This is a genomic window from Micromonospora sp. D75, assembly GCF_018070405.1.
Classification (GTDB): domain Bacteria; phylum Actinomycetota; class Actinomycetes; order Mycobacteriales; family Micromonosporaceae; genus Micromonospora; species Micromonospora chalcea.
This window is the reverse complement of record NZ_JAGPXV010000077.1, coordinates 1-14566: the sequence shown is the minus strand read 5'-3', so window position 1 is coordinate 14566 and position 14566 is coordinate 1. Positions and strand designations below refer to the sequence as shown.

Annotated in this window: 8 protein-coding genes and 1 pseudogene; 5 read left to right on the top strand and 4 right to left on the bottom strand. The window is 71.2% G+C overall.

Features of this window, described 5'->3' with window-relative positions; genetic code table 11:
- Both KBX39_RS07560 and KBX39_RS07555 read left to right on the top strand, forming a co-directional pair.
- Positions 1-316 (top strand): discoidin domain-containing protein (locus tag KBX39_RS07560; protein ID WP_210869748.1); only part of this gene is annotated, 316 nt, incomplete at its 5' end.
- Between the two features lie 97 nt (positions 317-413).
- Positions 414-4421, top strand: coding sequence for a discoidin domain-containing protein (locus KBX39_RS07555; RefSeq protein ID WP_210869745.1), 4008 nt, complete (start codon positions 414-416; stop codon positions 4419-4421).
- 223 nt (positions 4422-4644) lie between these two features.
- Here KBX39_RS07555 and KBX39_RS07550 read toward each other — a convergent pair whose 3' ends face one another.
- The gene (locus KBX39_RS07550; protein WP_210869744.1) at positions 4645-6036 is read right to left on the bottom strand and encodes a PLP-dependent aminotransferase family protein; all 1392 of its coding nucleotides are present in this window, start codon (positions 6034-6036) and stop codon (positions 4645-4647) included.
- A gap of 40 nt (positions 6037-6076) precedes the next feature.
- On the opposite strand from KBX39_RS07550, the gene KBX39_RS07545 reads away from it, so the two are divergent.
- Entirely contained in the window at positions 6077-7039 is a 963-nt protein-coding gene (locus KBX39_RS07545) for a DMT family transporter (RefSeq protein WP_113973644.1), read from the top strand.
- Here KBX39_RS07545 and KBX39_RS07540 read toward each other — a convergent pair.
- Positions 6977-8188, bottom strand: a complete 1212-nt coding sequence (locus tag KBX39_RS07540) for a hypothetical protein (RefSeq protein ID WP_210869742.1) — start codon at positions 8186-8188, stop codon at positions 6977-6979. The genes KBX39_RS07545 and KBX39_RS07540 overlap by 63 nt on opposite strands.
- A 330-nt stretch (positions 8189-8518) precedes the next feature.
- Between KBX39_RS07540 and KBX39_RS07535 the strand changes: the two genes are divergently transcribed.
- Complete coding sequence (locus KBX39_RS07535; protein WP_064446070.1) at positions 8519-10084, top strand: polysaccharide lyase family 1 protein; 1566 nt, start codon at positions 8519-8521, stop codon at positions 10082-10084.
- Positions 10085-10145: 61 nt separating this feature from the next.
- Here the strand turns inward: KBX39_RS07535 and KBX39_RS07530 are convergent, their stop codons facing one another.
- Positions 10146-11876: a cellulose binding domain-containing protein gene (locus KBX39_RS07530; RefSeq protein ID WP_069089768.1), complete on the bottom strand. Its 1731-nt coding sequence runs from the start codon at positions 11874-11876 to the stop codon at positions 10146-10148.
- Between the two features lie 27 nt (positions 11877-11903).
- On the bottom strand, positions 11904-13445 hold the full coding sequence (locus KBX39_RS07525) for a non-reducing end alpha-L-arabinofuranosidase family hydrolase (protein ID WP_209963658.1): 1542 nt from the start codon (positions 13443-13445) through the stop codon (positions 11904-11906).
- 305 nt (positions 13446-13750) lie between these two features.
- Here KBX39_RS07525 and KBX39_RS07520 point away from each other — a divergent pair.
- A pseudogene (locus tag KBX39_RS07520) lies at positions 13751-14566 on the top strand (hypothetical protein); the annotation flags it as partial.

Sequence of the window (14566 nt, the reverse complement as noted above, 5' to 3'; positions counted from 1 at the left end):
CGCCAACCCCGCCTCCCCGCAGCCGCTGACGGTCGACCTCGGCAGCGCCCGCCCGCTCGCCCGGGAGGGGCTGACTCTGCCCCCGTCGGCGGCCTGGCAGACCCGCACCCAGACCGTGGCGGTGCTCGGCTCCACCGACGGCTCGTCGTTCTCGACGCTCAAGGCGGCGGCGGGCTACACGTTCGACCCGGCGGGCGGCAACAGCGTGTCGATCGCGCTGCCCGCCGGTGACCGCCGCTTCGTGCGGCTGACAGTCACCGGCAACACCGGCTGGCCGGCCGGCCAGCTGTCCGAGTTCGAGGTGTACGCCTCCTGACCCGGCGCAGCGGGGCCGCCCCGGTCCCCGCCGCGCCACCGCACCCCCACCCCCGAACGCCTCTCCACCTCCCCCGGGAAGAAGGTGTCCGTCCACCATGTCCAGTCTCCGTACCGGAATCGTCGCGGTGCTCGCCGCGGTCGGCCTGGTCGTCACCGCGGCCCCCGCCCCACCGGCCCTCGCCGCCGGCGGCCCGAACCTCGCCGCCGGGCGCACCGCCACCGCCAGCAGCGTCAACGGCCCCTACGTCGCGGCCAACCTGACCGACGGCAACCAGGGCAGCTACTGGGAGAGCAGCGGCGCGCTGCCCCAGTGGGCCCAGGTCGACCTCGGCACCAGCCGCGCCGTCGACCAGGTCGTGCTGAAGCTCCCTGCCGCCTGGGAGGCCCGCAACCAGACGCTGTCCGTGCAGGCCAGCGCCGACGGCAGCGGCTTCACCACAGTCGTCGCATCCGCTGCCCGCACGTTCAGCCCGGCCGCCGCCAACACCGTGACGCTCGGCTTCACCGCCACCGACGCCCGCTACCTGCGGGTCGTGATCACCGCGAACACCGGCTGGGCCGCCGCTCAGCTCGCCGAGCTGGAGGTGTACGGCGCGGCCACCTCCTCGACCAACCTCGCGCTCGGCCGGACCATGACCGAGAGCGGTCACGCCGACGTGTACGGCGCGGGCAACGCCAACGACGGCAACGCGGCCACGTACTGGGAGAGCCCGAACAACGCGTTCCCGCAGTGGATCCAGGCCGACCTCGGCGCCGCCACCAGCGTCAACCGGCTGGTGCTGCGGCTGCCGTCCGGCTGGGGCGCACGCACCCAGACGATCACCGTGCAGAGCAGCACGAACGGTTCTGCGTTCGGCACGCTCGTCGGGTCCGCGTCGTACGCGTTCGACCCGGGCGGCGGCAACACCGTGACGGTCACCGTGCCCACCGCGTCCACCCGGTACGTGCGGCTGCTGTTCACCGCGAACAGCGCCTGGCCCGCCGGGCAGCTCGGCGAGCTGGAGGTCTACGGCCCGGTCACCGGCGACACCCAGGCGCCGAGCGCGCCCGGCAACCTCGCGTTCACCGAGCCCGCCACCGACCAGGTGCGGCTGACCTGGACCGCGTCCACCGACAACGTGGGCGTCACCGGCTACGACGTGTACGCCAACGGCACGCTGCGCACCACGGTCAGCGGCTCCACGCTCACCTACACGGACAGCCAGCCGGACAGCGCGACCGTCTCGTACCACGTGCGGGCGCGCGACGCCGCCGGGAACGTGTCGGCGAACAGCAACACCGTCACCCGTACCGGCAGCAGCACCGGCGGCACGAACCTGGCGGTCGGCAAGCCCGCCACCGCGTCGTCGATGGTGCACGTGTTCGCCGCCGCCAACGCCGTCGACAACGACGTCACCACGTACTGGGAGGGCGCGCCCGGCGCGTACCCGAGCACGCTCACCGTCGCGCTCGGCGCCAACGCCGCGATCAGCGCCGTCGTGGTGAAGCTCAACCCGGACCCGGCGTGGGGCGCGCGCACCCAGACGTTCCAGGTGCTCGGGCGGGAGCAGTCCGCGTCCGGGTTCACCAGCCTGGTCGGCTCCGCCACGTACTCCTTCAACCCGAACAGCGCCAACACGGTGACCGTCCCGGTCTCCGCGACCGCCGCCGACGTCCGGCTCCAGTTCACCGCGAACTCCGGCTCCTCCAACGGCCAGGTCGCCGAACTCCAGGTCATCGGCGTCCCGGCGCCGAACCCGGACCTCACCGTCACGGCGGTCACCGCCTCGCCGTCCGCGCCGGTGGAGACCGACGCGATCACGCTGTCCGCCACCGTGCGCAACGCCGGCACCGCGGCCTCCGCCGCCACCGACGTCAACCTCTACCTGGGTACGACGAAGGTCGGCACCGCCGCCGTCGGCGCGCTCGCCGCGGGCGCGTCGAGCACTGTCTCGGCCAACATCGGCGTACGCGACGCCGGCAGCTACCAGGTCACCGCGAAGGTCGACGAGTCGAACGCGGTGATCGAGCAGAACGAGGCGAACAACTCCCACACCAGCCCGACCCCGCTGACCGTCAGCCCGGTCGCCAGCTCCGACCTGGTCGCCTCCGCCGTCACCTGGTCACCCGGCACGCCGAGCGCCGGCGCCACCGTCTCCTTCGCGGTGACGCTGCGCAACCAGGGCACCATCGCGTCGGCGAGCGGCGCGCACGGCATCACGCTGACGGTGCGCGACCAGTCCGGCGCGGTGGTCCGCACGCTCACCGGCTCGTACAGCGGCACGATCGCGGCCGGTGCCACCGCCGGACCGGTGTCGCTCGGCACGTGGACCGCCGCCAACGGCCGCTACACGGTGCGGGTGGTGCTCGCCGACGACGGCAACGAGCTGCCGGTGAAGCGGCAGAACAACACCAGCGACCGGTCGCTGTTCGTCGGCCGCGGGGCGAACCTGCCGTACGACGCCTACGAGGCAGAGGACGGCACGACCGGAGGCGGCGCGCAGGTGATCGGCCCGAACCGCACCATCGGCGACCTCGCCGGGGAGGCGTCCGGCCGCCGCGCGGTCACGCTCAACACCACCGGCGCGTACGTCGAGTGGACCACCCGATCGGCCGCGAACGCCCTGGTGGCCCGCTACTCCATCCCGGACGCGCCGGGCGGCGGCGGGATCGACTCGACCATCAACGTCTACGTCAACGGTGTGCTGCACAGACCGATGAGCCTCACCTCGAAGCACATCTGGCTCTACGGCGCCGAGGCCGGCCCCAGCGACTCGCCGAGCGCGGGCGCGCCCCGGCACCTGTACGACGAGGCGAACGTGCTGCTCGACGCCACGGTCCCGGCAGGCAGCCGGATCCGGCTCCAGAAGGACCCGGCGAACAGCACCACGTACGCGATCGACTTCGTCAACACCGAACTGGTGTCGCCGCGCGCCAACCCCGACCCGGCCCGCTACAAGGTGCCGACCGGGTTCAGCCACGCCGACGTGCAGAACGCGCTCGACGCGGTACGGATGGACACCACCGGCACGCTGGTCGGCGTCTACCTGCCCGCCGGCACGTACGAGACGGCGCAGAAGTTCCAGGTGTACGGCAAGGCGGTGCAGGTCGTCGGCGCCGGCATGTGGTACACCCGCTTCCAGACGCCGCGCAACCAGCAGAACACCGACGCCGGTTTCCGGGTCGAGTCCTCGGCCAGCGGCTCGACCTTCGCCCACCTGGCGTTCTTCGGCAACTACACCAACCGGATCGACGGTCCCGGCAAGGTGTGGGGCGAACTGAAGGACGTGGACGACCTGACGCTGGACAGCGTCTGGGTGGAGCACACCGTCTGCGCGTACTGGGGGGTGAGTGTGGACGGGCTGACCATCCGGGACAGCCGGTTCCGCAACACCTTCGCCGACGCCGTGAACATGACCAACGGCAGCACGAACAACCTGGTCACCAACTCGGAGGGCCGGTCCAACGGTGACGACGCGTTCGCGTTGTTCTCCGCCACCGACCAGGGTGGCTCAGGCGGCAACCACGGCAACGTGTTCGAGAACCTGACCGCCACGCTGACCTGGCGGGCAGCCGGGCTGGCGGTGTACGGCGGCTACGACAACGTGTTCCGCAACCTGTACATCGCCGACCAGCTCACGTACTCGGGCATCACGATCAGCTCGCTGGACTTCGGTTATCCGTTCGTCGGGTTCGGCGCCAGCCCGCCCACCCGGTTCGAGAACATCTCGCTGATCCGCTCCGGCGGGCACTTCTGGGGCGCGCAGACGTTCCCGGCGATGTGGTTGTTCTCCGCGTCCAAGGAGTTCCGTGGCATCCGGGTGAGCGACGTGGACATCGTCGATCCGACGTACTCGGGGATCATGTTCCAGACCAAGTACAACGGCAGCCAGCCGGAGAACCCGATCACCGACACGGTGCTGACGAACGTGTCGATCTCCGGCGCGCGGCGCAGCGGCGACGCGTTCGACGCGAAGTCCGGCTTCGGCATCTGGGTCAACGAGATGCCCGAGGCAGGTCAGGGCCCCGCGGTCGGCGCGGCCACCTTCACCAACCTCCGCCTGACCGACAACGCCCAGGACATCAAGAACACCACCACAACCTTCACGATCACCCGCAACTAACCTCGCGGCCTCTCCCACCCCCGCGATCTTGCACTCTCGGCCCCTGCAATGCCGGATTACTCCTGGTATCAGGGGGCGCGAACTGCAAGATCGCGGGGGCTGCGGGGCGGCGCGGCGAGGGCGGCGCGTCGATCTTGGAGTTGTGGCGCCTCTGATAGTGGGGCGAAGCCGACGAGCTGTGGCACCACAAGTCCAAGATCGACGGGGGAGGTAGGTCCGCCGGTCAGTGGGGGAGGGCGGTGGAGAGGCGGCGGATCGCCTCGTCCATCTGCTCGGGTGGGGCGGCGGCGTACGTGAGGCGCAGGTGCGGGGCGGGGGGTTCGGCGGCGTACCAGGGGCGGCCGGGGAAGACGGTCACCCCCGCTGCCGCGGCAGCCGTGGTCACCGTTACGTCGTCGGCGTTGTCGGGCAGGCGTACCCACAGGTGCAGGCCGCCGCGCGGGACGTCGCGCGGCGCCAGCTGAGGCAGGTGGCGGTTCAGTGCGGCTAGCAGCGCCTCCCGGCGGGCCCGCAGGTGCACGCGCAGGCTGCGGCGGTGCCGGTCCCAGGCGGGCGCGGTCAGGAACTCCAGCGCGGCCTGTTGCAGCGGCCCGGCGACGAACAGGTCGTCGAGCAGGCGGGCGGCGCGCAGCCGGGCTCCGGCCGGCCCGCGCGCGCCGAGCGCGGCGATGCGCAGGCCGGGCGCTGCCGGTTTGGTCAGTGAGCGCAGGTAGACGACGTGCCCGTCGGGGTCGTCGGCGGCCAGCGGTGGCGGGGCCTCCCCGTCGATGGTGAGGTCGCGGGCGTAGTCGTCCTCGACCAGGAACGCCCCGGCCTCGCGCACCGCCTCCGCCACCTCGCCACGCCGGGCGGCGGACAGGGTCGCGCCGTGCGGGTTGGCGTACAAGGGCTGGCAGTAGAAGAGGCGGGCGCCGGTACGGGCGAACGCGGCGGCGAGCTGGTCGGGGCGTACCCCGTCGGTGTCGGCGGGCACCGGCACCACCCGCAGTCCGGCGGCGCGCGCGGCGGCGAGCGCGCCCAGGTAGGTGGGGGATTCGACGAGCAGCGTGTCGCCGGGTGTGGTGAGCGCCCGCAGCGTGGTGGAGAGCGCGGCCTGCCCGCCCGGGCAGATCACCATGTCCTCGGCGCGCAGGCCCCCGCCGGCCGCTCGGGCGAACCAGGCGCGCAGGTCGGCGCGTCCCTCGACCGGGCCGCGCTGCCACGCGGCCGGTTGCCGGGCGGCGCGGGCGAGCGCCGCGCCGAGCGCGGCGGCCGGCTGGAGGTCCGGGTCCAGGTAGCCGCCGGTCAGCGGGATCGCGCCCGACGGCGGTAGCGCCAGCAGCGCCTGCAACTCCTCCTCGCCGTCGCGCCGTGAGCCCAGCGCGACGGTCTGCCACGACAGGTCCGGCCGTGGTGGGTCGGCGCGCCGGTTCGACACGTACGCGCCACGTCCCGGCCGTGTCTCGATCAGGCCGTCCGCGACGAGCCGCCGGGTCGCCTCGGCGACGGTGACGGGGGAGACGTGATGGTGGGCGGTCAGCTCCCGTACCGACGGCAGTCGCGTGCCGGGGACGGCGTCCGCCGCCAGCGCACCCAGATGCCGGACGACACGCTCGATAGCGCTACCATCATTCATGACAGCACAGAGTAGCGCTACTGCACCAACGACGGTAACGGTGGGAGCGGGCGGCGGGGTTGCCCTCGGCGCGCTGGGCGTGCTGGCCTTCAGCATGTCGCTGCCGGCCACCCGCGTCGCGGTGCACACACTCGACCCCTGGTTCGTCGCGTTCGGACGGGCCGTCGGCGCGGCGCTGCTCGCGTGGGCCTACCTGCGGTTCACCGGCGCCCCACGCCCCACCCGGGACCAGTGGCGACGGCTGTCCATCGTCGCGCTCGGCGTCGTGGTCGGCTTCCCGCTGTTCACCTCGCTGGCGCTCACCACACAGACATCGGCGCACGGCGCGGTGGTGGTCACCGTGCTGCCCGCCATGACGGCGGTGTTCGCGGTGCTGCGGGCCGGGGAACGGCCGCCGCCGCTGTTCTGGATCGCCAGCATCGCCGGACTGGCGCTGGTGCTCGCGTTCCTCGCCGCCGGCGGCTCGATCCGCGGGACGCTGGCGCCCGCCGACCTGTACCTGCTCGCCGCCGTGGTGCTCTGCGGACTCGGGTACGCCGAGGGCGGCCGGCTGGCCCGCGAACTCGGCGGCGCCCGCACGATCTGCTGGGCGTTGCTGCTGTCGCTCCCGGTCACCGCGCCGGTCACGGCGGTTGCCGCTTTCGTCCACCCGCCGCACGGCGGCATCGCCGCCTGGGCCGGGTTCGGCTACCTCACAGTGGTGTCGATGTTCCTCGGCTTCTTCGCCTGGTACGCCGGGCTGGCCCGGGGCGGCATCGCCAAGGTCGGCCAGATCCAGCTCGTCCAGCCGGTGCTCACGCTGATCTGGTCGGCACTGCTGCTCGGCGAGGCGGTCACGCCCGGCGCGCTCGTGGTGGCGGGCGCGGTGCTCGCCTGCGTCGTGCTCATCCAGCGCACCCGGGGCGGCGCGACACCGTCGCGCGCCCCGGGCCGGTCGCCCTCAGCAGGGCGCGATGGTGCCGGTCACGCTGGAGACGTACGCGTGGCTGACGAAGTGTCCTGACGCGAGGCGGTTCCACTGGGTGGTGGTCCGGTACGGGCCGCTCACCGACTGGCCGCTGACCGAGCACTCGATCGGCACGTCGGCGTACGTGGCGGCCAGCCCGACGACCGGGTTGCTCGTGCTGGGACCGGAGCGGATGTTGAGCGGCCCGCTGCCGATGCGGCCGCGCGTGCCGGTGCCGGTCCAGAGGTAGGCGACGTCGACCCAGGCGTTGTCGGTCAGCAGCAGGCCGTCCCAGAACGTGCCGTCGGCGAGGTCGATGCCGGCCGGGCTGCCCACCACCCGTCCGAACTGGTCCCGCCCGCCGTTGTAGCCGCTCTGGTACGCCGCCTGCGCCTCGGGCCGGCCCTGCGGCAGGTCCTTCCACATCTCCCGGACACCGCTGGGGTTCCAGTAGTCGTCCTTGGTGTTCCACGGTCCGACGTCCCAGACCGGCGCGTACTCGCAGCGGCTGCGGGTGGTGGTGCAGACCCGCACGGTGTAGTCGCCGGTGTTCTTCGGCGCGAGTCCGCGGAACGAGGGCAGCGCGACGAAGTGATCCCGGGAGACGATCACGTGCCCGTTGGCGGTGGTGCCGCCGACCAGGCCCTCGCGGGTGGCGTACACCCGGTAGGTGAGGCCGGGCGTGGCGGCCGTGACGGCGGCGACCGAGTCGGCGGTGAGCCGGACCGTGCGCAGGCTGGGCGCGGCGGACGGCCGGTCGGCGGTGAGGACCACCCGGATCTGCACCCGGGTGACCGGCTGGTCGAAGACGGCGGCGCCGGTCACGGCCCGCCATTCGGTCCACGCGCCCGATCGCCAGCCGCGCGCCGCCACCTCGACGGCGCCGTCGCGGGCGGGGACTGCGACGACGTCGGCCCGGACCCGGTTGGCCGGTGCGGCGAGTGAATGCGGCGCGACGAGCAGCGTGCCCTCGGCCGCGATGCCGCGCCGGGCCGCGGGCCGGTACGCCAGGTCGGCGAGGCGCAGTTCCGTGCCGGTCCAGCGGACGTTGACGTCGTCGGAGTCGACTCCGGCCAGGTCGGCGCTCCAGGTGTTGCCGGTGGCCGGTGCCGCCAGGGGCGCGGCGGGGGCCGGGGAGGCGGCCAGGACGGCGGCGACCGCGCCGGCGACGACCGCCGGGGTGCGGGTCCCGCGGGATCGGGACATGGCGCTCCTCGTGGGGGCAGAGTTAGGCAGATGTCGATGTGAGGGTGAGGTGCAGGCAACCATCGATCTCGCCGCCCGTCAAGGTGGCGTCCCCGGCGTCCGGCCGCCCTGAGCAGTGCAAAAAACCTGCAAACGCTACCTCTTGCCCTGAGCGAAAGCGCTTTCATACGATCGCGTTACATCGATGTTTCGTTTGCGGCCCGGGCATCGCAGATGAACGACATCCGCCGGCGACGCGCCTGATCGCGTCGCGGCTCCGCACTATTCCCATTCGGTTGCTGCCGCGGCTCGGCGGCAATTCCCGCGTGCTCGAAAAAGGAATGAGGCGACATGAGAAGACCAGTCGCGCTGCGACTCCACGCGGCACTGGCCACGGCGGTCGTCGGTATCGCCGTCGCCGTGGCGCTCCCGTCCCCGCAGGCGTCGGCGGCGGCCGGCAGCGCCACCGGCTACGCCACCCAGAACGGCGGCACGACCGGCGGCGCGGGCGGGCAGACCGTACGCGCCACCACCGGCACCGCCATCCACGCCGCGCTCTGCGGCCGGGCCAGCAGCAGCACCCCGATCATCATCGAGGTGACCGGGACCATCAACCACGGCAACACCAGCAAGGTCTCCGGATCGAGCTGCAACACCGCCGACGGCGTGATCGAGCTGAAGCAGATCAGCAACGTCACGATCATCGGGGTGGGCAGCGGCGCCGTCTTCGACCAGCTCGGCATCCACATCCGCGACTCCCGCAACATCATCATCCGCAACGTGACGGTGCGCAACGTCAAGAAGTCCGGCTCGCCCACCTCCAACGGTGGTGACGCGATCGGCATGGAGAGCAGCGTCCGTAACGTCTGGGTCGACCACGTGACGCTGGAGGCGTCCGGCGGGGAGTCGGAGGGCTACGACGGCCTGTTCGACATGAAGGACGACACCCAGTACGTGACGCTGTCGTACAGCATCCTGCGCAACTCCGGCCGCGGTGGCCTGATCGGATCGAGTGAGAGCGACCGCGGCAACGGCTACATCACGTTCGAGCACAACCTGTACGAGAACATCGACTCCCGTACGCCGTTGCTGCGCGGCGGGATCGCCCACATGTTCAACAACCACTACAACGGGCTGCACGAGTCGGGCATCAACTCCCGGGCCGGCGCACGGGCCAAGGTGGACAACAACTACTTCCGCAACTCCAAGGACGTGCTCGGCACGTTCTACACCAGCGAGCGCGGCACCTGGCAGGTCAGTGGCAACATCTTCGACAACGTGACCTGGTCCTCGCCGGGCAGCGACAACTACCCGGCGGGTCCGAACGTGACCTCGACGACCACCGTGAGCGTCCCGTACTCGTACCGGCTCGACGCGGCGAGCTGCGTGCCGGACATCGTGCGGCAGACGGCGGGCGCGAACACCGGCCTGCGGGTGTCCGACGGCAACTGCACGCCGCAGTCCCCGGCGCCGACGACGCCGGGGCCGACCACGCCCGCACCGACCACGCCGCCGCCCGGGACGACCACCCCGCCGCCGTCCGGCGGGACCAACCTGAGCCTCGTCTCCGGCGCCGGCGCGGACGGGTCCAGCAAGGCCGACGGCACCAGCTACGGCAACGTGCGCGACGGCAACCTGAGCACGTACTGGTCGCCGTCCGGGTCGACCGGCACGGTCTCGATCAAGTGGGGCTCGGCCACCACCGTCTCCCGCGTGGTCATCCGCGAGCCGTCCGGCACCTCGGGCTCGATCGGGTCCTGGCAGCTCGTCAACAACGACACCGGCGCGGTGCTGGCCTCCGGCAACGGGGCCGGCCAGATCACCTTCGGCGCGACCTCGCTGAAGAAGATCAACTTCAAGATCAACAGCTCCAACGGTACGCCGAGAGTCGGCGAGTTCGAGACGTACGCCAGCTAGCAGTCACACACGAGCGGGGGCGGCCGATCCGGCCGCCCCCGCCCTTGTTGCGTGTCCCCGGTCAGAGGGTGAGCACGACGGTGGAGATGCTCCGCGCGCCGACGTTCACGGTGACCTGGTTGCCGTTCACGCCGACCGGCTGGCTCGCCGCGCTCGCGTTCTGCGACGTGGCCACGTACTCCGCCCGGCTGACGTTCTGCGGCGCCTGGATGATCGCGTTGTTCACCGCGCTGGTGGACCGGTTGAGGATCACCAGCGTCACCTTCCCGTCGCCCTGATAGGCCGTCACCTCCAGCGGCGACGCCTTGGAACTCTTGGTCAGGGCGACCCGCTGGTAGCCGGGACGCACGTACTTCGCGTACTGCGAGAACGCGTACCCGCGCTTGAGCGGCGCGCCCGCCACGGTGCCGTACGCGGACTCGCCGTCACCGATGAACGAGTAGTAGCGCTTGCCGTACCACCAGACGTACGCGCTCCAGTTCGACTCCATCGACTTGTGCACGGTGCGCATGATGTCGTCGAGCGTCTCGTTCCACGCGGCGGCGTTGGCCGGGTTGCCCCAGATGTTGGAGCCGCCGCCGTCGGCCTCGTGCAGGTTCCACTCGGTCATCCACACCGGCTTGTTGTACTGCTGCGCCAGCGTGTACGGCTTCAGCCGGCCGGACGCCTCGGTGCCGTAGAGATGTCCGCCGATGTAGCCGATGTTGTTGCGGGCGGCCGCGTCGTTGAGCGTCGGGTCGGTGTAGCCGTAGTTCAGGTTCACCGCCTCGGCGACCATCAGCTTGGTGTTCTGCACCTTGGCGCCCTGCTCCCGCACGAAGGTCTGGAGTTCGGTGCCGCTCCAGTCCATCGAGTCGTAGTCAGGGTGCCAGTCCGGCTCGTTCTGCACGGACGTGACGTCGATCGTCACACCCTGGTTGCGCATGTACTGGACGTAGCTGTTGAGGTGGTTGGCGTAGTCGTCGTAGTAGTCGGTGCGCAGCTTGCCACCGTTGATCCGGCTGTTGTTCGTCTTCCAGGCCGCCGGGGCGGTCCACGGCGACGCCATGATCTTCACGTTCGACCCGTACGACTTCGCCGTGCGCAGCGCGCTGACCTGGGTGCCCCACTCGCCGGACACCGGCGAGATGCCGGTACGCACGATGGACAGGCCGAGCTGGTTGGGGCCGAGCCCGACGAGCGTCTGCGTCTCGGCAGTCGACCAGGCGCCGCCCCAGATCGACACGGCGGCGCCGAACCCGTCGATCGTCTGGTAGCGGCTGGCGGTGTTGACGGTGATGTCCGCCGCCCCGGTCGGCGGCGGGGTGCTGGGCGAGGTGGTCGGCGAACTCGTCGGTGACGTGGACGGCGAGGTGGACGGCGACGTGGGCGTCGTGCCGCCGGTGCAGGTCACCCCGTTGAGCGCGAAGCTCGTCGGCGCGGGGTTGCTGCTGGTCCAGGCCCCGTTGAACCCGAACGACGTGCTGCCGTTCGTGGGGATGGACCCGTTGTAGTCGACGTTGCGGGCGGTCACCGCCGCTCCGCTCTGGGTGACGGTGGCGTTCCACGCCTGGGTGACGGTCTGGCCGGCGGCGTAGGACCAGGTGAGCGTCCAGCCGTTGACCGGGTCACCGAGGTTGGTGACCGTCACGTTCGCGCCGAAGCCGCCCTGCCACTGCGACGACACGGCGTAGGTGACCGCGCATCCGGCGGCTGCCGCTCCGGCCGGCAGCGCCGCGGCCATCGCGGTGGACGCCAGCAGGACCGCGCCGGCCGACAACACCGCGGTACGGGTCGTTCTGTGCCTTCTCATGCGACCTTCCTTCCTGGACGGTCCGGCTCAGCGCTGGAGGGTGAGCAGTCCGGGGCGGTAGGGCAGGAGGCCGTAGTCGCCGCCGGAGTTGGGGGAGCGGCCCTGGTAGAGCAGTTGGAGGTTGCAGGGGTCGACGGTGAAGGTCTGGTCCGCGGTGGTGCGGATCAGTTCACCGTGGCTGATGTCGTTGGTCCAGGTGGCGCCGCTGTTGGCCTTGCCGGCGAACGGGTTGGACTCGGTGGCGGCCTGCGGGGTCCAGGAGCCGTTCAGGCTGGTGGCGGTGAACGAGCGGAAGTAGCGGCCCTGCGAGCCGATCGCCTCGACGATCATCAGGTAGCGGGTCTGGCCCTGCAGCTTGTAGACCTGCACGGCCTCGAACAGGTTGTTCGTGCTGTCGGACATGATCGTGGTGTAGTTCGACCCGAAGCTGCCGGGGAAGTTCCCGATCGGCATGCTGGAGCGGTAGATCTTGCCGTTGTCACCGGCGAAGAACAGGTACATGTTCTGGTCGTCGGCGATCAGCGTCTGGTCGATCGGGCCGGTGCCGGAGCCGGAGATGCTGCCGGTGAACAGCGGCTGCGCCGACGACCACCCGTTCGGGTTGGTGGGGTCGTTGGAGGTGCGGTAGGAGAACGCGGTCGGTCCCCACTGGTACGCCAGGACCCAGATGTTGCGCGGCGCGAAGTAGAACAACGTCGGCGCCACGGTCCCCGACGACATCGCGTTCTGGCTGGCCGACGCCATCTGCGACCAGTTCGAGAACAGACCGAAGTTCATCGACCCCCACGACGACCCGGTGTCGTGCGTCGTCGCGTAGACCAGGTGCTGCCCGTTGTACGGCACCACCGTGAAGTCCTTCAACGACACCCAACCCGACCGCGGCTGCGCCAACGCGCCCGTCGACGACCACCGGTACGACGACGGCAGGTTGCACGTGCCACCCGGCGGCGGCGTGGTGGGAGGCGGCGTGGTGGGGTTGCCGCCACCACCGTCGACGCGGACGAGCTGCCACTGCTGGTTGGCGCCGTTCCAGTCGTCGTACTGGACGATGTTTCCGCCGTCGGCGGTCGAGGCGCCCTGCACCTCCACCACCTTGTTGCTGTTGCGGTTGATCAGCCGGATGTAGCCGCTGTCGGAGTCGGCCAGCCGGAACTGCTGGTTGGTGCCGTTCAGGTCGGACCACTGCACGATGCTGCCGCCGTTGGCGGTCGACCAGTTGTAGACGTCGAGCACCTTGCCGGACAGCCGGGACTTCAGCCGGTAGTAGCCGCCGCCGGAGTCGACGAACTGCCACTGCTGCTGGTTGCCGTTGTTGCGCGTCCACTGGGTGATCCGCGCGCCGTCGTTGGTGGCCAGGTTGTAGACGTCGAGCGCCTTGCCGCTGTTGCGGTTGACCAGGACGTACCAGGCGTTCGTGTCGACGCTCGCGGCGGCGGCGGGCGCGGACACGGCCGCCACGGCGGCGGCGCCGACGAGGACCGCGGCAGCGCCGGTCGCGACTACTCGCGGCAGCCATCCGCGCCGTCGCGGGGGCGACACCGTCGATGGGGATCTACCAAAAGCAAACATGTTCCTCCTCAGATCACACTTGTGAGCGCTAACAATTAGCACTGGCGCACTGACCCCACACCCGGCCTGCCACGCGGCCGTCCGCGCCCGCTCGGCGACCCATCGCTCCCGCCGCCCCGTGCCATCGACTGTGAGCGATAACACGCCGTTCGTCAAGTCGTAACAGTCGATGGAAGGCGGGCGCGTGACGTTACCGGCCCATGTCAGCTTCTCGACCCAGCACTACCGCTGCCCGCACCACGGCTCGACAGTGCACACGGCTGGAGGGGGTGGGGGAATTGGGGCAGCCGGCGAACGAATCCGTCATGATCCGGGACTGGTTCAGCGTGCCGCGGGTGTCCGCCGAGGACCGGGCCGCGATCTTCGGCGTACGCACCCAGGACCCGCGGGTGGAGTTCGTCGCGCTGACCGTCAAGTACTGGCTGGACGCGCACGCCACCCGGTCGATGACCCGCGAGCGGGTCCTGACCGCGATGAGCGGGCGCATCACCGCCGACAACGTCTGGGACCTGGTCGCGATGCTGGCGAGACTGCGGCTGGCCGAGGCGTTCTTCGACCTGGCCGCCTCGGACGTCGACACCGACGGCGCGTTCCGCCGTCTCCTGCTCGGCCTCGACCCCGCGCTGCTCGACGCGATGCGGCACTACGCGGCCTGGAACGGGATCAACCCGAAGCTGTTCCTCGACGGGTTCGCCGTCGGCGTCGGGGAATCCGTCGCGACGGTGGTGGTCGACCTCGGCAAGCTCGTGCAGTTGATCGGCCGCCTTCAGCAGGAACAGTTCACCACGCTCATCGTGCTGACGGTCGACCCCCGCGCCGGTGTGCAACGCATCGCCGACCAGGCCACAGTCGTACGCCAGGCGCTGGCCGGGATCGTGGCCGCGCTGGACCCGACCACCGTCCCGGATCGGCTGCTGGCGCTGTGGCGCGGCTGGGCGGCCGAGTTCGCCCGCCACCTGGAGAACCTCGACCCGTTCGCCGCCGGCCGGCTGCTCGGCCGCGTCGCCGGCGACCTGTACCAGGTGCTCACCGGCCTGGTGCATCTCGCCCGGCTGCTCGGCGGCGTCGCGGTGCGCGCCGCCGTCCGGTACGTGCCGCTGCTGCTCGCGGGCGCCCGCGAG

Coding starts and splice junctions, on each gene's coding strand:
- KBX39_RS07555 (WP_210869745.1), top strand. CDS start 414: ATGTCCAGTCTCCGTACCGGAATCGTCGCGGTGCTCGCCGCGGTCGGC.
- KBX39_RS07535 (WP_064446070.1), top strand. CDS start 8,519: ATGAGAAGACCAGTCGCGCTGCGACTCCACGCGGCACTGGCCACGGCG.
- KBX39_RS07550 (WP_210869744.1), bottom strand. CDS start 6,036: ATGAATGATGGTAGCGCTATCGAGCGTGTCGTCCGGCATCTGGGTGCG.
- KBX39_RS07525 (WP_209963658.1), bottom strand. CDS start 13,445: ATGTTTGCTTTTGGTAGATCCCCATCGACGGTGTCGCCCCCGCGACGG.
- KBX39_RS07540 (WP_210869742.1), bottom strand. CDS start 8,188: ATGTCCCGATCCCGCGGGACCCGCACCCCGGCGGTCGTCGCCGGCGCG.
- KBX39_RS07530 (WP_069089768.1), bottom strand. CDS start 11,876: ATGAGAAGGCACAGAACGACCCGTACCGCGGTGTTGTCGGCCGGCGCG.